We start from the raw sequence: 19383 nt of genomic DNA, 5'->3' as shown, positions 1-19383 counted from the left end.
ACCTCAGCAGTTGCCGGAACCGGTCGTCGTGTCGCAGAGCCCGGATTCGGCTTCCCAGTAGAGCTTCGTGCGCGCGTTGACGCCGAGTTCGCGGGAGGCCGACACGTCGGTGGACGCGCCGGAGTCGCTCTTGAGCCAGTAGCGGACTTCGTAGTCCGTGCCGGACTTGGTGTAGGTGAAGACGTAGAACGGGTCCGGGACCGGCGCGGGGCCGTAGTCCGGCACGGTCCAGGCGTCCTCGCCCTGCGCGGCGGCCGGGTCGACGTACAGGCAGTCGTACTCGGCGCCCTCGTAGGTGCAGCTGCGCATCTCGGCTCCGCCGTAGCGGTCGACGGTGGCGTCCTTGACCACGCCGTCGGTCTTCAGCCGCTGGTAGATCGATTCGCAGGCGCCCTGGTCGCAGGCGTGCCAGTCCTTCCACGCGGTCGCCCGGGCCTGCGCCGCGGTGGCGCCGCCGTCGACCGCCTTGCAGTACTTGCCGACCATGTACGGGGCCATCTTCCCGGCCGCACCGACCGAGTCGATGGCCGTCGCCGCGGTCTCGTCCGCGCCGAGGCCTGCCGAGTCGAGCTGCCAGATCCCGACGCCGGGGTTGAAGAACAGTCCCTTGGCCCGCTGCTCGGGGTCGGCCAGGGAGGTCTGGTCGTCGTAGCGGGACAGCGTCATCGGGGATGGCGAGTCGCCGGAGCCGGAGACCTCCGGCCAGGTCGGGGAGAGCACCAGGTTGGTGGCGTCGGCCGCGCTGATCTCGCAGGACGCCTTCCCCGCCGCCTCGGCGGCGGCCGCGCTCACCGCTTCGTAGGGTTCCGCGCCGAACTTCAGGTCGCCGAGGCGGACCCAGGCCCGTTCGCGGCGCAGGTCGTCGGCCGTCGGGTTGTCGCCTCCCCCGCCGCTGGGCACGCCGTCGCCGCCGACGGCCAGGGCCGGTGCGCCGAGTCCCAGCACCAGTCCGACGGAGGCCAGCAGCACTGCGGATCTGCGGGCCGGTCCACGTTGCCTTCTTTCCATGCGCGCCCCTCTCATGTGAATCAGCCACATGTTCGTGCGAAGCAAGGTCACCCGACTCCGCCCATCGGGGCAATTCGATCTTCCGTTTTCCACGCTTTTCCCAGGCCCTCGCGCGCGGCTAGGGTGCGGGCATGCGAGCAGAACTCAACGGCCTGGTCACCGCGGTGGACCACGTGGGCATCGCGGTCCCGGACCTGGAGGCGGCGATCGCCTTCCACCGGGAGACCTTCGGCCTGGAAGTCACCCACTCCGAGGTCAACGAGGAGCAGGGCGTGCACGAGGCGATGCTGCGGGCTCCGGGTGACGCGACGGGCGCGACGCAGCTGCAACTGCTCGCGCCGCTGCGGCCGGACTCGGCGATCGCGAAGTTCCTGGACCGCAGCGGCCCCGGCCTGCAGCAGCTCGCGTTCCGGGTGACCGACGTCGAGGCCGCCATGTCCGCGCTGCGCGCCAAGGGCCTCCGGCTGCTCTACGACGAGCCGCGTCGCGGCACCGCGAACAGCAGGATCAACTTCGTGCACCCCAAGGACGCCGGCGGTGTGCTGGTCGAACTCGTGGAGCCCGCCGAAGTCCACTGAGGACACTGATCGCCTTCGGGTGACAGCCGCTTTGAGAGCGCACGCAGGGTGACCGCTGGTGGGTTTCCCGGCGCGGACGGGTATCAGGCATGCACCAGGAGGGGCATCCGCACTCGGGTTCCGCCGAGCGACCACCCACGCGAAGCGCGCTGCGGGCTCACTCCAGGAACGAGAGGTCCAGCCGGCTCAGCCGTTCGGGGTCGGCGAGGATGTCCAGCGCGACGACCTTGCCGCCCGCGACGGTGAACGCCGCCACCGACACCACCTGACCGCCGACGATCGCGACCGCTCCGGCAGCACCGTTGACCAGCACCGGCCGCAGCTCTTCGGCGAACGTGGCGAAGAGCGTCGCGCCCCGGGCCACCTCGGCCAGGCCGCGCCGCAGGGTTCCCGGGCGCTGGCCGCCGGGATCGGAGCGCACCACCACGTCCGGGTCCAGCACCGCGACCAGCCCGGCCAGATCACCACCGCGCGCCGCGTCGATGAAGGCATCGACGACCTCCCGCTGCCGCGCCAGGTCCGGGTCGGGCGCCGGAACGCCCCGGACCCGGCGACGGGCGCGGCTGGCGAGCTGACGCGTTGCGGCCGGAGTGCGGCCGACGATGGGCGCGATCTCGTCGAAGGGCATCGCGAACAGGTCGTGCAGCACGAACGCGAGCCGTTCCGGCGGGGCCAGCGTTTCGAGCACCACCAGCAGCGCCAGCCCCACCGAATCCGCGAGCAGCACCTCCTGCTCGGGATCGACGGTGTCGACGCCGGTCACCAGCGGGTCCGGCACGCGGGTCTCCAGAGGTTCCTCGCGGCGCCCAGCGCGGGAGCGGAGCATGTTCAGGCACACCCGGCCGACGACGGTGGTCAGCCAGCCACCGAGGTTGCCGATCTCATCGCCGTCGGACCTGCTCAGCCGCAGCCACGCCTCCTGCACCGCGTCGTCGGCCTCGCTCAGCGAGCCCAGCATCCGGTAGGCCACCGCCCGCAGCCGCGTGCGGTGGGTTTCGAACTGCTCGGCCAGGAATTTCTCGTCCATCGGTCACATTCCTCCGTCGCGCGGGGTCACAGCTATGACCGGCGGAACCGGGCCGGTGTGACACAACCCTGGAGGCGACGTGCAACCCCGGATGAAGAACCCCGCGATGATCATGCCCGAGGCGATGACCGGCATCCAGCGCCTGCTGAAGGCGACGAAGTCCGGTGGCGTGCCGCAGCCGACGCTGGAGCTGATCGGACTGCGGGTCAGCCAGCTCAACGGCTGCGCCCCCTGCCTGGTCGGCCACCAGCGCGAAGCCCGCAAGGCCGGGGAGACCGACGAGCGGCTGGCCACCGTGGCCGCGTGGCGGGAAGCCCCGTTCTTCACCGACGCCGAACGCGCAGCGCTGCAGCTGGCCGAGGCCATCACCCGGCTCTCCGACCGCTCCGAGGAGGCGGTCCCGGACGAGCTGTGGGAGGCGGTGGTCGAGCACTACGACGAGCAGCAGCTCTCCGCGATCCTGCTGATGATCGGCACGATCAACCTGTTCAACCGGATCAACGTCCCGATCCGGGAGCGCGCCGACCGGCCCAGCTGGGAATGACCCGAGTGAGCGGCGATGGTCGCGAACCATCGCCGCTCACAACCGCCACAGATTTCGTGGTTGCGTTGCTTGGCTGGTCGCCTAGCGGAACCTGAGTGCTTCCCTGGACTGCGGGTGCTCCTCCTGATGTATGACCACAGTGCTCTCAGGCGGGCAGCAGCAGCATGCGGCGCTCGGCGATGCGCTCCACCGCTTGCCTGCTGTAGGCCAGCGGGAAGTACTTCCCGGTCCGCCACCGCTCGGCCAGGTCCCGGTAGTGCGGGCTGTTCGGGTCGCCGGACTGGCCGGGCGTGTTCACCGCGACCGACGAGTCCCAGTCGCCCACGTCCAGCACCATCCGGAACGACGGGCCGTTGAGCTGCCGGAAGTCGCTGGTCCGGTAGGAGGACTGGTTGACGGTGTCGGCGGAGCCGCCGCGCGGCAGCGGGCCGACGTCGAAGCGGGCCCGCTCGGCTTCGCCGAACGCCGCCGAGGCCGGGTGCGGGAAGAAGCTGTGCTGCAGCTTCCCCCACTGCCAGGAGCCCTCACCGCGCCCCAGCCGTTCCCGCACCTCCGCGTAGGCCGTGCGCAGCGTGTCCAGCAGCAGGCGGTCGCGGGCCGCCAAGTCCGGCAGCCACCTGCCCGGGTTCTCCAGCTCGCCGAGCATCACCAGGGTGTCGGCGTCGGCGATGATCCCGGCGGCTTCCGGCACCGCGGCCCGCACGAACCCCGGCCCGAGGTGCTTGGACAACCACACCTCGAACAGCGCCGCCGGGCCGGAACCCGGTGATTCCACCGCGTCCCAGCCGCGCAGCAGCCGCAGCGCGCGGCGCAGGTCGGACTCGCCGCTGTCCACTTCGGACAGCAGGGCGATCAGCCTGCGGGCCGGGATGGACAGCTGGTCGTTCTGCAGCGCCTGCGAGTCGGCGATGGTGTGCCGGTGCTGCCGGGACAGCACTTCGACGATCCGCTGGTGCCGGAACGGGTTCGTCCACTCGTAGCCCAGCCCGAGGCCCTGGTGCTCCGGCGGCAGGTTGAACTGGTTGGCGGTGGCGATGAACCCGGCTTCCGGGTTCAGGCTGCGCGGCAGGTCGTCGCCGGAGTGGAAGCCGTTCCACTCGTAGCGGCCGTCACCGGGCACCGGCAGCAGCCCGTCGTAGCCGACCCGCTTGGGCGCCAGGCCGCCCGGCACCCACCCGATGTTGCCCTCGACGTCGGCGTACACCTGGTTCTCCGTCGGCGCGCCCCAGTTGCGCATCGCGCGGGTGAACTCGGCGAAGTTGCGCGCCCGCATGTAGGCGACGCTGCCGAAGTACGGCGACATGCCCGGTTCCAGCCACCCGGTGCGCACCGCGTAGCCGAGGTTGCGCTGCTCGTCGACGTGGATCACCGGGCCGTGCCGGGTGAAGGCCAGCTCGACGGTGCGCGCGGCCTCCCCGCGCACCTCGACCTCCTCGCGCAGCACCGACATCGACTCCCATCCGCCCTGGTAGCGGTAGCGGCGGCGATCGGCCGGATCCAGCTCGTAGACGTAGAGGTCCTCCTGGTCCATCGGGAAGATGGTCAGCCCGAAGGCGACGGTTCCGTTGTGCCCGATGGAGATTCCCGGCAGCGCCGGCTCCCCCGCGCCGATCACGTCGAGGCCCGGCGCGGACAGGTGCGCCAGGTAGCGCAGCGAGGGCGCCGAGTAGGCGCGGTGCGGGTCGTTGGCCAGGATCGGCCGCCCGGTGGCGGTGCGCGCGCCGCTGATCACCCAGTTGTTGCTGCCCTCGGTCGCCGGATCGCGGACCACCGCCTTGCGGACCCGGCCCTCGGCGAACTCCACCTGCTGGGTGGCCAGGTCGAAGACCTCCAGGACGTCCTCGGGCAGCGCGCACGGGTCGAAGCCCTCGGGCACCACCGCCCGGTGCTCCGGCTGCAGGCCCTGCCGGATCTGGTCGGCGTCCACCCCGGCTGCGCAGGCGACCTGGGCGCGCTTGACCTCGCTGGTCAGGTTGCGGGTCAGCCCGTGGCTGCGGATGCGCACCACGTCCTCCGGCTCCCACCGGGCCGGCCGGTAGCCGAGGATGCCGAACTCCTCGGGCAGCTGATCGGGGTGCTCGTCCAGCCAGTCGAGGTAGGCGTTGATGCCCGCGGTGAACCGGGTCGCGATGCGCTGCGCGTCCTCGGAGTAGCGCGCCCACTCCACGTCCATGTCGCCCCGGTACAGGAACAACCGGGTGGCGCGGTCCTGCGGCACGTGGTCGGGGCCCAGCACTTCGGCGAGCTTCCCGAGGCCGCGGCGCCGCCACAGGTCGATCTGGAACAACCGCTCGCGGGCGGCGTTGAAGCCCTGCGCGAGGAAGACGTCGTCCTCGTTGCGGGCGTAGATGTGCGGGACCCCGTAGCGGTCCTCGATCAGCTCGACCGGTTCCCGCAGGCCCCGCACCGGGTACTTCACCGGATCGGGCGCCGCGTCGGCACCGGAGCCGGCGGTCAGCACACCCGCTCCCGCGATCCCGGCCGCGGTGGCCACCAGTCCTTGCCGTCGGGAGAACCGCACCTGACCAACGCCCACCGCAACCTCCCGCATCGACCGACTGCAGGAGTTTTTAGCGCGCGCAACGACCCTTTCACAAGACTGAAGAGGCTTCAGATATGTGGTGCTCAGGCGGGTTTGATCTTCCGGGGCTTGCCGATCCCCGATTCCAGCGCGCGGGCGATGAACCCGATCTCGCGATCCAGCTCGTCGTCGTGCGCGCCGTGCCTGACGAGCGAATGCCGGTGGTTGACCACTCGCGCCAGCAGCAGCGCGGCGGTGTCGACATCACCGCTGATCCGCCCCGGCGGCAGCGCCAGCTCGATCACCCCGCGGATCTGCTCGACCACGTGCCGGAACCGCTGCTGCAGCGCCTCCCGCACCGCGATGTGCGTGTCCGCCTCCCGCCACAGCAAATGACTGAGCAGCGGCGATGCCTCCAACCGGGCGTCCAGCTCGCGCACCAGCCTGCGCAGGCTACCCGCGACGTCGCCGCGCACCACCACCCGCTCGGAGAGCACGGGGTCCTCGGGCAGCCGGTCGACCAGCGCGGTCAGCAGGTCCTGCTTGCGGCGGAAGTAGTAGTGGATGAGCCCCTTGGGCACCTCGGCCCGCTCCGCGATCCGCGACGTCGGAGTGGCCTCGAAACCGTGCTCGGCGAACAGCTCGCCAGCCGCCGCCAGGATCCGCTCCCGCGCGGACGCACCCGGCCGCCCGGAGTCCGAAGTGGACCCCCGCGAACCGGTCCCGCGAGCCTGCGCCATCAACCCGTCCTCCCGCCGCCTTCGCACCCGCCGGAGCGCGCGGCCCGGACGTTACCCCCGGGCCGCGCGCACTCGGCACCTGTGCGCGCCGCCGTCAGTGCTGGCCGGCGATGCCGCGGTGTGCGGCATTGGCCTCCGGCAGCGCGGCCGCACCGGCGAGCACCGCCAGCACGCCGACGATCCACGAGGTCCACGAGGCACCCATGAGCGAGGTGTATCCGAGGACCCACGGCGAGATGAACAGCAGCGCACCGAGCAGCATGTGGCAGTACTCGCTGGTCATCGACCCGGGCATGGCCAGCGACCACACGCTGGCCAGCACCAGCAGCGCGCCCAGCACGATCATCGCGGACATCGCCGACCCGTTCGTCGGCGTCCACAGGGTTCCGATGATCAAGTAGGCGCCCAGCACCACGGCAGCCCAGTCCTGCCAGCGAACCCACGGCTTCGCAGTAGAACCGCTAGACCTGTCGGCCACGTCGATCACCTCCACTGAGCACGACCAACAACTCCATTGCACGCTTGGTTGGCCAGCCGGTCAAGTCGTGCACGGCGGTTCCGGCCGGCCGGTTCGCCCGGCGGTGTGAGCAGCGGAACTCCGGCGGCCGCCCGCGCGGCGGCTCCGGCCGGGCGACCAGGAGAGTTCGGCGGACGCGATCGGCCCGGCGCCCTCGGTTTGTCTGGTTCGTCACGGTGCCGGTCGCGTTCGGCCAGGTGGCGGAGCTTTCGGTGGGCGGGGTTGGGAGTTGGGCGCCGGGGTCGTCCGGGCGGTGCGGAAAATCCGGCTGATACGTGCCACACCTCCCACAACAACGTCGTCTTCCAGGTAGCTTGGTGGTCATGGGCCTTGCCGACGACCGCGACTTGCTACCTCTTGGATCGGGCTTCGACCTCGTTCGCAAGAACGGTTACGACCGCGCCCAGGTCGATGAGCACCTGGAGCGGCTCGACGCCGACATCCGCATCCTGAGCGCGGATCGCGATGCCGCCGTCTCCCAGGCCAACGACCTGTCCAAGCAGCTGGAGTCGGCCCGCTCCGAGATCGAGAACCTGCGCGGCCAGGTCGACCGGCTGGCCAAGCCGCCGACAACGCTGGAAGGCCTCAGCGAGCGCCTGCAGCGGATGCTGCGGCTGGCCCAGGACGAGGCCAACGAGATCCGCGGCCGCGCCGAGAACGACGCGGCCCAGATCCGCGCGCGCTCCGAGGCCGAGGCCACCAACCTGCGCACCCGCTACGAGCGGCTGCTCGCCGAGGTGAACAGCCGGCGCTCCGAGATGGAGACCGAGCACCGCGCGCTGATGGACAAGGCCAAGTCCGAAGCCGAGCGGATCACCCGCGAGGCCGAGGAGAACCGCAAGCGCGCCGACAAGGAGTCCGAGGCCCGCCGCGCGCAGGTCGAAGAGGACTTCGAGATCGCGATGGCCGCGCGCCGCAGCGAATCCATGCGCACGCTGGCCGAGCAGGAGGCCACCAGCAAGTCCGAAGCCGAGCGCCGCGTCCGCGAGGCCACCGACGAGGCCAACCGCCGCCTGCGCGAAGGCACCAACGAGGCCCACCGCCGGGTCCGCGAAGCCACCGACCAGTCCAACCAGATGGTCAGCGAGGCCACCGCGAAGGCGGAGAAGCTCACCCGCGAATCCACCGAGGCGGCCAACAAGCGCGAACGCGAGAGCAAGGAAGCCGCCGCCAAGCTGGAGCGTGAGAGCACCGAAGCCGCCGCCAAGCGCGAGCGCGAAAGCATCGAGGCCGCGGAGAAGCGCGAGCGCGAGAGCAAGGAAGCCGCAGCGAAGCTGGAGCGCGAGAGCACCGAGGCCGCGGAGAAGCGGATCCGGGAATCCAAGCAGGAAGCGGAGCGGCTCGTCCGCGAAGCGACCGAGAAGTCCGAGCGCATGGTCCGCGAGTGCACCGACGAGGCCACCCGCCTCATCGACGACGCCACCCGCGAGAGCAAGCGCCTGGTCACCGCGGCCCGCGAAGACGCCCGCATCCGCCTCGGCTCGACCACCGAAGAGGTCCAGCGCCGCCTCGCCAACGCCGACGAGCACGTCCACTCGCTGACCCAGCTCCGCGACGCGGTGGCCAAGAAGCTCCGCGACGCGGCCGAGATGCTCGGCCAGACCACGCCCCTCCTCGAACGCCTCGACCAGGAGGACGCCGAAGAGGAGAAGCTCCGCGAAGCGGCGGCCGAAGCCCGCGAACAAGCCCGCAAGGACGCCGAAGAAGCGCTGGCCCAGGACAGCCGCGAGGTCAACGCGAAGCCCGAAGCGGCAGCGAAGGGCGAAGCGGCGAAGCCCGCGACGGGCGAGAGCCCGAAGCCGGGGGCGAAGGCCGAGGCGACGAAGTCGCCGCAGGCCGCGGGCGAGCCTGCGAAGCAGGCGAACCCCGCGAAGCCGGAGGCGAAGCCTGCGCAGCAGCAGGCGAAGCCGGCGGGGCAGGCGAAGCCGGAAAAGCCTGCGCAGCAGGCGAAGCCGAAGGCGCAGAGCGGTAAGCCGGGGGGCGGCGAAGCCGCGGACGACGGGCCGACGGAGCAGATCCACCGCGACCTGGTCCGGGGCGCGAAGCCGCAGCCCGGCTCGCAGGGTGGTTCGTCCAGCGCCCAGGGTTCGTCCAGCGCCCAGAGCTCGTCCGGCTCCCACGACGAGCCGACCCGGCGGATCCAGCTGCCGGTCCCGGAGAAGAACGCCAAGAACGGCCAGCGCTCCCAGCCGACCGGCGGCCAGCAGCGCCGCTGATCAGCGACGTTTCCGGATTCGGAGCTCCCGGGCGGAGCTCCGAATCCATTCCGGCGCTGCTCCACCGACCGGCGCCAACCGCCGTTCCGGCGCGACGGCGGCCCTGATCGCAACCGCCGATGCCACCAGCAGCGCCCATCCGCTGAAGGCCAGCACTCCGAGCACCGCTGCGCACGCCACCGCCGCGGCCGCGCGAACCGGTCCACTCAGGACTCGCACGCTCGCCGCGGTGCAGCAGAGGTACACCACCAGGAACAGCGTCGTCGGGATCGACACCAGCTGCGCCGTGCTCACCAAGTCCGCCGCTGCCGCGCCGAGCAGCACCAGGCCCGCTGCGAGCACGGCGAGCTGGAGCCCGCGGCTCGAGCTCGCCGGACCGCGCAGTTGGGCGGTCAGCACCGCCGCGCTGGTCAGGTAGGCGTTGGTCGCCGCGAGGGTGAGCGTGACCGCCGCGGTCGTTCCGATCACAGGCCCGGCCGCGCCGACCGCGACTTCCAGCAGGTCGGCGAGCGGCGCCTCGCCTGGCGCGCGGGTTCCCAGAACCGAGATCGTGGCCGCCGCCAGCGCAAGGTAGATGACCGTGGTGATCGCGAACGCCGTCCCGATTACCCGCGGCAGCTGGGTTCGCGGGTCGCGCAGCCGGCCGGTGAGCGGGGCGATGGCCTCCCAGCCCACGAACGACAGCATCAGCACCGATCCCGCCGCGCCGATCGAGCTCCAGCCGTGCGGCGCGAACGGCAGCCAGTTCTCCGCTCGCCCGGCTGGCGCCGAGCCGATCACCGCCACCGCGACCAGCAGCACGAGCACCGCGACGAGCACGAGCTGCACGGCGGTCGAGCTTCGTGCCCCGCGCAGCGTCAGCGCGACCACGGTGAGGAGCAGGGCCGCAGCGGCGACCAGCTTCGCGGGCTTCCCGCCGCCAACCAGGTCCGCGATGTAGCCGCCGCCGATCAGGCACACCACCGGAGCGCCCGCCACCACCCCGGAGAGGAAGCACCAGCCGACGACACGCCCGACGCGCGCACCGAGGCCCGCCGCCGCGTACTCCGCCACCCCGCCCCGGATGCGGGTGCCGAGGCTGGTGAACACCCAGGCCAGCAGGCCGGAGAGGATCAGCAGGCCGCTCCAGGCCACGATCGACGCGGGCCCGGCGAGCGCGGCGGCGAGTCCGGGCAGCAACAGCAGGCTGGGGCCCAGCAGGGCCCCGATGTAGAGCGCAGCGCCGCGCGCGCTCGACATGTTCTGCGCTGAGGGATTCGGCATGCCGCCAGAATGTGCGAAACGGCGCGGCACGCGATGGCAAACTCCACCGCGCCAGAACCACTCCGCGCAATCTTGTGCGCGAACGACCTCGAATCGAGGTGGATCATGCCGGAGCACAGCTGGGACGGGACGGATCGCGCCATCCTGCGCGAGCTGCAGGACAACGGCCGGATGGCCAACGTCGAGCTGGCCGATGCGGTGTCGCTGTCGCCGTCGTCCTGCTTGCGGCGCACCAAGGCCCTGGAGGCCGAGGGCATCATCGCCGGCTACCGGGCCGAGCTGGACCGGGACCGGCTCGGCCTGGGCCTGACCGCCTTCATCTCGCTCAAGGTCGACCAGCACTCCCGGGAGACCTCCCGGCAGATCGAAGCGGCGCTGACCGCGATCCCCGCGGTGGTCGCCTGCTACGTCGTCTCCGGCGAGGCGGACTTCCTCGTCGAGGCCGTGGTGCCCAGCCTCGCCTCCTACGAGCAGGTGCTGCTGGACCAGATCCTGGCCATCGGGCCGGTCACCGACGCGCGCAGCACGTTCGCGATCCGCACGGTGCTCAGCCGCGGTCCGATGCCGCTGGAGCACTGGGCGAGCAATCGCTGATTCCCCTTGCACCTGACACGGTGGCAGGTCCTAAACCGGAGGTGTCATGTTCAGCATTGGAGATTTCGCCAGGCACGGGCGGGTGTCGGTCCGGATGTTGCGGCACTACGACGCCATCGGGCTGCTGCCACCCGCGCGCGTCGACCGGTCGACCGGGCACCGGGCCTACCACGCTGCCCAGCTCGCCCGGCTCAACCGGATCGTCGCGCTGAAGGAACTCGGGTTCACCCTGCAGCAGGTGCGGCAGATCCTCGGCGAGGGATTCGGCGCCGAGCAGCTGCGCGGCATGCTCGCGCTGCGGCAGGCCGAACTGCAGAACCGGATCGAGGCGGACACGGCCCGGCTGGCCGACGTGCGGGCGCGTCTCCAGATGATCGAAGCAGAGGGAACCATGCCGACCGAAGAAGTGACGATGAAATCCCTGCCCGCGGTGCGCCTCGCCGAGGTGTCGGGCACGGCGCGGACGATGGATCCGCAGTCGATCGGCCCGGTGATCCAGGGCCTCTACGCCGAGCTGTGCGCGGCGCTGGAGCGTGCCGGGGTGGTTCCGGTCGGCCCGGCGACCGCCTACTACGTGGACAGCGCCGACGGCGAGAGCACCACGGTGCACGCGGGGCTGCCGGTCAACGCCGAGCCGGACCCGGCGCTGGAGTTCGACGTGGTGGACCTGCCCGCGGTCCCGCAGGCGGCGACGATCGTGCACCGCGGCCCGATGGACGACTGCCTGCCGACGTACCAGGCGCTGCTGCAGTGGATGGAGGCCACCGGCCGCCAACCGGCGGACACCGGCCGCGAGGTCACCCTGGCCTGCCCGGAGGACCCGGCCGGGATGGTGACCGAGATCCAGCTGCCGGTCCGCCCCGCTTAGGCGTTTCCGCTGCTCAGCCAGGGCGAGCGTCATCGATCCAGTAGTCCGCCCTCTCTACTGCCGGAGGGTGGTGCAGGCAGTGCGCCCACGGAAAGGACCACGTCGATGGCGGACCAGGAGTCCCGAACCGGTGACGACGGCAGCGCCCGGGCCAGGCGGAAGTCGGGTGAGTACTTCGTGCTGCCCAGCGAGATGGCGGACGAGATGCGGCGGAGCGAGGCGAAACCGAACGAGCGGGACTCGCGCCGTCCCGCCAAGGACGACTAGCCCAGCTCGGCCAACCACGGTCGGACGACACCGGCGAACGCGTCCGGCGTCTCGAGCGGCGGCAGGTGCCCAGCGCCCGGCAACGTCACGAGCTCACCCCCTGGGAGCACGTCCGCGAGTGCGCGGGCGTGCTCCGGAGGCGTGAGCGAGTCCTCCGCGCCCACGACCACCAGCGCAGGCCCGGTGAACGCCCGCAGCGCATCAGTGCTGTCCGGACGGTTCGCCATAGCGCGCTGCGCCCAAGCAACGCCCTCTGGCGGCTGCGCGTCGATCAACTCCCGAACGTGCTTGAGAACCTCTGGACGATGCGCGCGCGTAGTGCGTCCGAGAACGTTCGGCAGCGTGCCTTCCGCTAGCCATCCGCTCGTGCCTTCGCGCTCTGCACGGTCTGCCGCGTTGAGACGGTTGGCGCGCTGCTCGTCGTTGTCCGCGACGGATTTCGTGTCCACCAGCAGCAGCCCCGCAACACGCTTAGGCGCAGCGCGCAGCACACCCATCGCGACGTAGCCGCCCATCGAGCAGCCGCCTAGTACGACCTCAGGCAGCTCAAGCCGGTCGAGCAGTGCGAGGACGTCGGCGGCCGCCGTGTCGATGCTCGGGTGCTCGGGCACCCGAGCGCTCTCGCGCGACGCGGAGCTCCGCGCCCACGAACCGTTCAGCGGGCTCTCGCCCAGGCCTCGCTGATCTGGGGCGATCACCCGTGCCTGGTCGTCCAGTCCTGCGCGGGCCGGGTCCCACATCCGCGCATCTGCGGGGAACGCATGCAGTAGCACCAGCGGCGTTCCGCCACCCGATTCGATGTAGTGCACCGCTCCATCGTGCCGCACCCGACGCTGCCACGCGGGTTGGCCGCGCGGCAGCGTTTTGCGAGCATGGGAACCTTCCTGTCAGCCCACCCCGGCAGGCAGGCCCCATGACCTGCTGAGATGCCAGGCGGCGCAGACGTCGACGTCGAGCAGGTACGAGCCGGCCTGCCCGCACTGTCCGTCAGCACTGCCGGGATCGATCGGCTGACCGTGCCCCATCCCGGTGATCGAGATGGTTTCCACGAGGGTGCGCCCGGAGCTGTCGGCGTAGCTCTCGTGCGGGTAGCCCGCGATGGTGTCGGTGGACGTCGGAGTGGCCGGGATGCCGTGCACGTTCGTCCACTGCTCGACCAGTTCGCGTTGGTTCGCCGGTGCCACGGTGTAGTCCGCGGTGCCGTGCCAGATGCTCAGCGTCGGCCACGGCCCCTGGTGCGAGCCCGCGCCGCGCACCGCATCGCCCCACTGCTCGGGCGTCTTGTCCTTGCCGGGGTTCATGCAGGTGAAGGCGTCGATCATGCTCGACGCGCAGCCGTGGGGCACACCGGCGACGACACCGCCGCCGGCGAACACGTCCGGGTAGGCGGCGAGCAGCGCAGCGGTCATCGCCCCGCCCGCGGACAACCCGGTGACGTAGACCCGCGCCGGGTCCGCGCCGGTGTCGGCGATGGCGCGGCGCACCATCTGCGCGATCGACTCGGCCTCGCCGCTGCCCCGCGCGGTGTCACCGGCCTGGAACCAGTTGAAGCAGCGGTTGGCGTTGTTGGCCTGCTCCTGCTGCGGCAGGACGAGGGTGAACCGCGCGCTGTCGGCCAGCTCCACCCAGCCCGCGCCGGTGCCGTAGCCCGCGGCGTCCTGGGTGCAGCCGTGCATGGCGACGACCACCGGACGCCCTTCCGGCAGCCCGTCGGGGACGTACTCGAACATGCGCAGCGCGCCGGGATTGCCGCCGAATCCGGTCACTTCCCGGAGTTCGGCAGCCGAAGCCGCCGGTGCTGCGACGACCGTCGCCAGCAGCACCGCCAGGACCAGGGAGAACACGCGCATCCGAACCACCTCCTCGTGGTTCGGACCACGGTAGGCCCGCGATCGACGCCCTCTCCACAGTGGACTTCCCTACTCCCGGCGGCGGATTTGTGTGCCACGTCCACATGTCCGGATCGCTCGCCGCGCCCCTACCGTGACCGGGCGAACAACAGGAGGTGCGCCGTGCGCAGGGGAATCACGTTGCTGTCCGCCGGTCTGCTCGCCAGCGCGTTGCTCGTCCCGACCGCTTCCGCCGCGCCCTGGTGCGGCCCCGACGTGCGGGTTCCCGGTGCCGTGCACCAGGAATCGGCGTGCCTGGCGGATCTGACGACGACCGGCACGCTCGCCTCGGGGCACACGGTGCAGGCCGACTGGGCGGGCTTGACCGCCTCGGACCTGCCCGCTCCGGCGGCGGTGCCGGGCATGCAGATCGACGGCTACTTCCCGGACACCTCGACGACCAACACCAACCACGGCTGGAACCACGACGCCCAGTTCGTGCTGCGCCTGCCCGCGCGGTGGAACGGCGGCCTGGTCGTCTCCGGATCACCGGGCAACCGCAAGCAGTACGCCAACGACCGGGCGATCGCCGACCACGTGCTGGCCGCGGGCTACGCCTTCGCCGCCACCGACAAGGGCAACACCGGCGCGGAGTTCTTCACCGACGGCGACCGGCCGGGCGACGCCGTGGCCGAGTGGAACCACCGGGTCACCGAACTGACCACCGCCGCCAAGCTCACGACCTGGCGCCACTACGGCCGTCCGGTGTCGCGCACCATCGCCGCCGGGATGTCCAACGGCGGCTACCTGGTGCGCTGGCAGCTGGAGAACCGGCCGTGGCTCTACGACGGCGGAGTCGACTGGGAAGGCACGCTGTGGACGCAACGCGACAACCTGCTCACCTTCCTGCCCGCCGCGCTGCGCGCTCACCCGGCCGGTGACGAGCACGCCGTCCTGGCCGCGGGTTTCGCGCCGGGATCGCAGTTCCTGTGGGACTACCACCACCGCGTCTACTGGGACCTGACGCAGCGGATCTACCGCGAGGAGTTCGATCCCGGGTTCGACGGCGACCGGCAGGCCGGAATCCCGTTCTGCCGCAGCGGCACGCCGGAATGCGATGCCGACTACGACTACGCCGCGCGGCCCGCCGAGGTGCACCGCGCTGTCGAGCGGATCGCGCTGACCGGGCGCATCGGCAAACCGCTGATCACCCTGCACGGAACGCTGGACGCGCTGCTGCCGATCAGCCGCAGCTCGGACGTCTACGCCGGGATGGTGGCCGCCGCCGGACGCGGTGACCTTCACCGCTACCACCGGATCGAGGCGGGCAACCACACCGACGGCCTCGTCGACGAGTTCCCCGGACTGCGCCCGCTGGCGCCGCACTTCCGCGACGCGTTCGACGAGATGCACGCCTGGCTGCGCGGTCGGAGGACCGGTCCGGCTCCTGCGAGCATGGGAACCTTCCTGTCACCCACCCCCGTGACCAGCGGGAATGCCGCGGCTGATTGACTTGTGCCATGCACTTGCTCTTCTCCTACGGCACGCTCCGCCAGCCCGAGGTCCAGCGATCGGTGTTCGGGGGCGAGTGCCCGGCGAGTCCGACGCCGTGACCGGACACCGCCTGGGAGAGGTGCGGATCGAGGACCCGCGGGTGGTCGAGCTCAGCGGCTCGGCGGTTCACCCGGCTCTCATCCCCGACCGCAGCTCCGGTGCCGAGGTGCCCGGAACGGTCTTCACGCTGACCGATGAGCAGCTGGCCGCGGCCGACGACTACGAGGTCGACGCCTACCGCCGGGTCGAGGTGCCGCTGCGCTCCGGGCGGACCGCCTGGGTCTACGCGCTCAGCTGACGGCCGGCGATGGAATGGTTCTACGACAACGCTGACGCGAATCCGGTCGTGGAGCGGGTCTACTGCCTGGCCTGGGCGGAGTTCACCGACGAGGACTGGGCTGCCCTGGGCCGGATCTACCGGGACCTGCCCGGCTGGCAACCCGGATCGCCCGATATCGCGCGGTGGTTCGCGCCGGATGACGACGCCGAGCAGCACTTGTGGGCCTCGGTCGAGCCATCGGGGCTCCAGGTCGGCGGCCTGCTGAGCGCTGACGCATGGCAGGCCTGGGACGGGCAGTTCCGCCGGGCGGTCGTCGACGCCGGGCTCCCCCGGTTCGATCACTAGCCCTGCAAGACGTGCAGGCGCAGCGCGAGGTGGATCTCCAGCGCTCGGTCCGGTGTCTGCCAGTCCGCGCCGAGCAGCGAGCCGATGCGGTCCAGCCGCTGCACGACGGTGTTGACGTGCACGTGCAGCACGTCCTTGGCGCGGGTGAGGTTCCCACCGGCGGCGAAGTACGCCTGCAGCGTCGCGAGCAGCTCGGTGCCCCGGCGGGCGTCGTAGTCGAGCACCGGCCCGATCGTCCGCCGCACGAACCCGGGCAGGTCGGTCTGCTCGCCAAGCAGCACACCGAGGAATCCCAGACCGTCCATCGACGCGCCCTCGCCGATCCGCCCGAGCGCGAGCAGCGCCCGCAGGCAGCGGGCGGCTTCGGCGTGCGCCGCCGCGATCTCCTGCGGGCCGTGCGCCGGGCCGGAAGCGCCCACCGTGACCAGACCGTCCACTGCGGACCGCAGGGTCTCGGCGGTGCGGGCGGCCAGCGGGCCCGGGTCGGTGGCCGGGACCAGCAGCACGACCTCCTCGGCGTGGATCCCGGCGAGCGCCGCGCAGCGGCCGGCGGCCACCGCCAGGCGGGTGCGCGGCACCCGCTCGGCGTGGGCGATGAGCACCGCGTGCGGTTGGGCCAGGTCCAGGCCGAGCCGCTCGGCCCGCGCCAGCAGCGCCCCGGGATTGCGCTCGGGCGCGGTGAGCAGGTCCGTCAGCAGCTCACCGCGCACTTCGTCCTCGGCCTTGGCCACCGACCGGCGCAGCATCAGCAGCAGCGCCGTGACGACCGCGGCGCGCTCGAAGAGCCTGCGGTCGGCGTCCACCAGATCGCCGCGACCGGAAAGCACCATGCTGCCGAGCAGTTCCGGCCCGGCCTGCACCGCGCACACCCATCCGTCCGCTGTGGACATGGCACGTCCGCTGGCGCGCGAGGCCGCCACCGCCGACGCCGACGGCACCGGTGGCACCGGGTCGGCGTTGGTCAACTCCACGCCGTCGGCGTCGAACAGGCCGATCTCGCCGTGCAGGACGTCGGCCACCGCGGCCGCCACTTCGGGCACCGCAGCGCCCCGCAGCACCAGATCCATGAGCCGGTCGTGGGCTTCCTCCGCGCGGTGCAGGGCGGCGCTCTGCTCGCTGATCTCCTCCAGCAACGCGGCGTTGTCCAGCGCGATCGCGGCGTGGTCGGCCAGCGACGACAGCAGCGCGATCTCCTCCGGGGTGAACTCGCGGCGGGTGCGGTCCGAGGCGTAGAGGACGCCGATGACCTGGTCGCCGAGGGCCAGCGGCACACCCAGGATCGCGGTCAGCCCTTCGTCGCGGACCGCCGAATCGATCGGCAGCGTGTGCCGGAACCGCTCGTCGCCGAAGTAGTCGCGGGTCGCGTACGGCTGGGCGGTCTGCGCCACCAGCCCGCCCAAGCCCTCCCCCATGCCCAGCGTGACCTTCTGGAACAGCGCCGACACCGAACCGTCGGTGACCCGCATGTAGGTGCGCCCCGCCGCCTCGTCGTTGAGGCTCAGGTACGAGACGTCCACGCCGAGCAGGGTGCGGCCCCGGCGAACGATCGAGCGCAGCACCGCATCGGTGTCGCGCAGCCGGGCCAGGTCGCTGGCGGTGTCGAACAGCGCGCTGAGCTCGGTCTCCCGGCGGCGGTGCGCGGAGAGCGTGCTGTGGATCCGCAACGCCAGCGCGCTCGCCCGGGCCAGCCGCGGGTTCTCGACGGCGACGTGCGCCAGCCGCTCGCTGCTCGCGCCACCGGCGAGCAGTTCGAGCAGCTGGACCACGTCGTCGTTCACCCGCTCATCTTGGCACCGCGGCCTGCTCCTCGGTGGCGTCATCGTGCAGCGAACTCCCGGCGGTTTCCCGCGCCACCAGCACCGCCGCCACCGTCAGCGCGCACATCGCCAGCACGTAGACCGAAACCGCCACGGTGCTGCCGAAGCTCTGCAGCAGCGCCACCGCGATGATCGGCGCCAGCGCACCCGCCGCGATCGACGACAGCTGCCCGCCGACGGACAACCCGGTGTAGCGGACCCGGGTGGCGAACTGCTCGGCGAAGAAAGCCGCCTGCGGCCCGTACATCGCGCCGTGCAGCAGCAGGCCGACGCTGGTGGCCAGCACGATCACCCACGGCGAACGGGTGTCCAGCAGCGCGAAGAACGCGAATCCCCACACCGCCATCGCCACCGCGCCGAACAGGTACACCGGTTTGCGGCCCACCCGGTCCGACAGCGCGCCCCACAGCGGGATGGTCACGAAGTGCAGCGCGGAGCCGATCAGCACCGCGTTGAGCCCCACCGACTTCGGCAGCTCCAGCGGGCCGGTCACGTAAACCAGGATGAACGCGGTCAGCACGTAGTAGGAGACGTTCTCGGCCATCCGCGAGCCGATGGTGATCAGCACCTGCCGCCAGTGGTCCCGGAACACCGCCACCACCGGCACGTGCTCGCTGCGCCGCTCGGCCTTGCGCTGGGCGTCGAGGAACACCGGCGATTCGCTGACCGCGATCCGGATCCACAGCCCGATCACCACCAGCACCCCGGACAGCAGGAACGGAACCCGCCATCCCCAGGCCAGGAACTCCTCGTCGGACTGGGTCGCGGCCAGCACCGCGAGCACCGCGGTGGCCAGCAGGTTCCCGCCCGGCGCGCCGCACTGCGGCCACGACGCCCACAGCCCGCGGCGGCGGTCGTCACCGTGCTCGGAGACGATCAGCACCGCACCGCCCCACTCGCCGCCGAGCGCGAAGCCCTGCACCAGGCGCAGCAGCGTGAGCAGGATCGGCGCGAGCGCGCCCACCGCGGCGTAGGTCGGCAGCAGCCCCATCGCGCAGGTGGCGCCGCCCATCATCAGCAGGCTCACCACCAGCAGCTTCTTGCGGCCCACCCGGTCGCCGAAGTGGCCGAACACCAACCCGCCCAGCGGCCGGGCCAGGAACCCGATCGCATACGTGGTGAAGGCCAGCAGCGTGCCGGTGAGCGGATCGGCCTCCGGGAAGAACAGCTGGTTGAACACCAGCGCGGCGGCCGAGCCGTAGAGGAAGAAGTCGTACCACTCCACGGTGGTGCCGATCAGGCTGGCACCGACGACCCGCGCGATCGAGCCGCCCCGCGCGTTGCCGGGTCTGTTGCTGGCCAAGGCGAACACTCCTTCGTGTCAGTGCCGGTTATGGTCTTGGTCTTCGTCTTTGAAGCGCCGGAGCCGTTCGGCCCGCCCTCGGCAGACGTCGGCTCGACTGCCGTGCATCGGG

19 protein-coding genes are annotated in these 19383 nt (G+C 71.6%); 9 read left to right on the top strand and 10 right to left on the bottom strand.

The window, feature by feature from the left end; translation table 11 throughout:
* Positions 1-3: 3 nt before the first annotated feature.
* On the bottom strand, positions 4-1008 hold the full coding sequence (locus ATL45_RS20040; protein WP_093146780.1) for a hypothetical protein: 1005 nt from the start codon (positions 1006-1008) through the stop codon (positions 4-6).
* Between the two features lie 131 nt (positions 1009-1139).
* Between ATL45_RS20040 and mce the strand changes: the two genes are divergently transcribed.
* Entirely contained in the window at positions 1140-1586 is a 447-nt protein-coding gene (mce, locus tag ATL45_RS20035) for a methylmalonyl-CoA epimerase (protein ID WP_093146781.1), read from the top strand.
* A 157-nt stretch (positions 1587-1743) separates the two neighbouring features.
* On the opposite strand, the gene ATL45_RS20030 is transcribed toward mce, so the two are convergent.
* Positions 1744-2613, bottom strand: a complete 870-nt coding sequence (locus ATL45_RS20030; protein ID WP_093146782.1) for a sigma-70 family RNA polymerase sigma factor — start codon at positions 2611-2613, stop codon at positions 1744-1746.
* Positions 2614-2692: 79 nt separating this feature from the next.
* On the opposite strand from ATL45_RS20030, the gene ATL45_RS20025 reads away from it, so the two are divergent.
* The gene (locus ATL45_RS20025; protein ID WP_093146783.1) at positions 2693-3157 is read left to right on the top strand and encodes a carboxymuconolactone decarboxylase family protein; all 465 of its coding nucleotides are present in this window, start codon (positions 2693-2695) and stop codon (positions 3155-3157) included.
* Positions 3158-3302: 145 nt separating this feature from the next.
* Here ATL45_RS20025 and ATL45_RS20020 read toward each other — a convergent pair whose 3' ends face one another.
* The 3 genes from ATL45_RS20020 to ATL45_RS20010 form a co-directional block, all read right to left on the bottom strand.
* Positions 3303-5693, bottom strand: coding sequence for a penicillin acylase family protein (locus tag ATL45_RS20020; protein ID WP_246025442.1), 2391 nt, complete (start codon positions 5691-5693; stop codon positions 3303-3305).
* Positions 5694-5782: 89 nt separating this feature from the next.
* A complete protein-coding gene (locus tag ATL45_RS20015; protein WP_093146785.1) occupies positions 5783-6418 on the bottom strand; it encodes a TetR/AcrR family transcriptional regulator in 636 nt (211 codons plus the stop codon).
* A gap of 94 nt (positions 6419-6512) precedes the next feature.
* Entirely contained in the window at positions 6513-6911 is a 399-nt protein-coding gene (locus ATL45_RS20010; protein WP_093146786.1) for an SPW repeat domain-containing protein, read from the bottom strand.
* Positions 6912-7258: 347 nt separating this feature from the next.
* On the opposite strand from ATL45_RS20010, the gene ATL45_RS20005 reads away from it, so the two are divergent.
* A complete protein-coding gene (locus tag ATL45_RS20005) occupies positions 7259-9151 on the top strand; it encodes a coiled-coil domain-containing protein (protein ID WP_093146787.1) in 1893 nt (630 codons plus the stop codon).
* Here ATL45_RS20005 and ATL45_RS20000 read toward each other — a convergent pair whose 3' ends face one another.
* Entirely contained in the window at positions 9152-10414 is a 1263-nt protein-coding gene (locus ATL45_RS20000) for an APC family permease (protein WP_211841251.1), read from the bottom strand.
* A gap of 105 nt (positions 10415-10519) precedes the next feature.
* Here ATL45_RS20000 and ATL45_RS19995 point away from each other — a divergent pair, with 105 nt between their 5' ends.
* The 3 genes from ATL45_RS19995 (at position 10520) to ATL45_RS38975 (ending at position 12143) form a co-directional block, all read left to right on the top strand.
* A complete protein-coding gene (locus ATL45_RS19995; protein ID WP_093146789.1) occupies positions 10520-11008 on the top strand; it encodes an Lrp/AsnC family transcriptional regulator in 489 nt (162 codons plus the stop codon).
* A 46-nt stretch (positions 11009-11054) separates the two neighbouring features.
* Positions 11055-11876, top strand: coding sequence for a MerR family transcriptional regulator (locus tag ATL45_RS19990; protein ID WP_093146790.1), 822 nt, complete (start codon positions 11055-11057; stop codon positions 11874-11876).
* Between the two features lie 105 nt (positions 11877-11981).
* Positions 11982-12143 carry a hypothetical protein gene (locus ATL45_RS38975; protein WP_170210285.1) on the top strand — a complete coding sequence of 54 codons (162 nt, stop codon included), beginning with the start codon at positions 11982-11984 and terminating at the stop codon, positions 12141-12143.
* On the opposite strand, the gene ATL45_RS19985 is transcribed toward ATL45_RS38975, so the two are convergent.
* Both ATL45_RS19985 and ATL45_RS19980 read right to left on the bottom strand, forming a co-directional pair.
* Complete coding sequence (locus ATL45_RS19985; RefSeq protein WP_093146791.1) at positions 12140-12952, bottom strand: alpha/beta fold hydrolase; 813 nt, start codon at positions 12950-12952, stop codon at positions 12140-12142. The genes ATL45_RS38975 and ATL45_RS19985 overlap by 4 nt on opposite strands.
* Before the next feature lie 78 nt (positions 12953-13030).
* Positions 13031-13993: an extracellular catalytic domain type 1 short-chain-length polyhydroxyalkanoate depolymerase gene (locus ATL45_RS19980; protein ID WP_093146792.1), complete on the bottom strand. Its 963-nt coding sequence runs from the start codon at positions 13991-13993 to the stop codon at positions 13031-13033.
* Positions 13994-14173: 180 nt separating this feature from the next.
* Here ATL45_RS19980 and ATL45_RS19975 point away from each other — a divergent pair, with 180 nt between their 5' ends.
* The 3 genes from ATL45_RS19975 (at position 14174) to ATL45_RS19965 (ending at position 16151) form a co-directional block, all read left to right on the top strand.
* Positions 14174-15484 carry a 3-hydroxybutyrate oligomer hydrolase family protein gene (locus ATL45_RS19975; RefSeq protein ID WP_121505371.1) on the top strand — a complete coding sequence of 437 codons (1311 nt, stop codon included), beginning with the start codon at positions 14174-14176 and terminating at the stop codon, positions 15482-15484.
* Between the two features lie 97 nt (positions 15485-15581).
* Positions 15582-15824 (top strand): gamma-glutamylcyclotransferase family protein, encoded by a 243-nt coding sequence (locus tag ATL45_RS19970; protein WP_211841250.1) that lies wholly within the window; start codon positions 15582-15584, stop codon positions 15822-15824.
* Between the two features lie 9 nt (positions 15825-15833).
* Positions 15834-16151 carry a hypothetical protein gene (locus ATL45_RS19965; protein WP_093146793.1) on the top strand — a complete coding sequence of 106 codons (318 nt, stop codon included), beginning with the start codon at positions 15834-15836 and terminating at the stop codon, positions 16149-16151.
* On the opposite strand, the gene ATL45_RS19960 is transcribed toward ATL45_RS19965, so the two are convergent.
* Positions 16148-17971, bottom strand: a complete 1824-nt coding sequence (locus tag ATL45_RS19960) for a helix-turn-helix domain-containing protein (protein ID WP_093146794.1) — start codon at positions 17969-17971, stop codon at positions 16148-16150. The two genes, ATL45_RS19965 and ATL45_RS19960, sit on opposite strands and share 4 nt — an antisense overlap.
* On the bottom strand, positions 17934-19271 hold the full coding sequence (locus tag ATL45_RS19955; RefSeq protein WP_093147644.1) for an MFS transporter: 1338 nt from the start codon (positions 19269-19271) through the stop codon (positions 17934-17936). The genes ATL45_RS19960 and ATL45_RS19955 overlap by 38 nt, the downstream gene beginning before the upstream one ends.
* Between the last annotated feature and the right edge of the window lie 112 nt (positions 19272-19383).

This window comes from Saccharopolyspora antimicrobica (genome assembly GCF_003635025.1).
GTDB classification, from domain to species: domain Bacteria; phylum Actinomycetota; class Actinomycetes; order Mycobacteriales; family Pseudonocardiaceae; genus Saccharopolyspora; species Saccharopolyspora antimicrobica.
This window is presented reverse-complemented; position numbering and strand designations above follow the sequence as displayed.

Coding starts and splice junctions, on each gene's coding strand:
- ATL45_RS19965 (WP_093146793.1), top strand. CDS start 15,834: ATGGAATGGTTCTACGACAACGCTGACGCGAATCCGGTCGTGGAGCGG.
- ATL45_RS20000 (WP_211841251.1), bottom strand. CDS start 10,414: ATGCCGAATCCCTCAGCGCAGAACATGTCGAGCGCGCGCGGCGCTGCG.
- ATL45_RS19980 (WP_093146792.1), bottom strand. CDS start 13,993: ATGCGCGTGTTCTCCCTGGTCCTGGCGGTGCTGCTGGCGACGGTCGTC.
- ATL45_RS19990 (WP_093146790.1), top strand. CDS start 11,055: ATGTTCAGCATTGGAGATTTCGCCAGGCACGGGCGGGTGTCGGTCCGG.
- mce (WP_093146781.1), top strand. CDS start 1,140: ATGCGAGCAGAACTCAACGGCCTGGTCACCGCGGTGGACCACGTGGGC.
- ATL45_RS20005 (WP_093146787.1), top strand. CDS start 7,259: ATGGGCCTTGCCGACGACCGCGACTTGCTACCTCTTGGATCGGGCTTC.
- ATL45_RS19995 (WP_093146789.1), top strand. CDS start 10,520: ATGCCGGAGCACAGCTGGGACGGGACGGATCGCGCCATCCTGCGCGAG.
- ATL45_RS20015 (WP_093146785.1), bottom strand. CDS start 6,418: ATGGCGCAGGCTCGCGGGACCGGTTCGCGGGGGTCCACTTCGGACTCC.
- ATL45_RS20040 (WP_093146780.1), bottom strand. CDS start 1,008: ATGGAAAGAAGGCAACGTGGACCGGCCCGCAGATCCGCAGTGCTGCTG.
- ATL45_RS38975 (WP_170210285.1), top strand. CDS start 11,982: ATGGCGGACCAGGAGTCCCGAACCGGTGACGACGGCAGCGCCCGGGCC.
- ATL45_RS19960 (WP_093146794.1), bottom strand. CDS start 17,971: ATGACGCCACCGAGGAGCAGGCCGCGGTGCCAAGATGAGCGGGTGAAC.
- ATL45_RS20030 (WP_093146782.1), bottom strand. CDS start 2,613: ATGGACGAGAAATTCCTGGCCGAGCAGTTCGAAACCCACCGCACGCGG.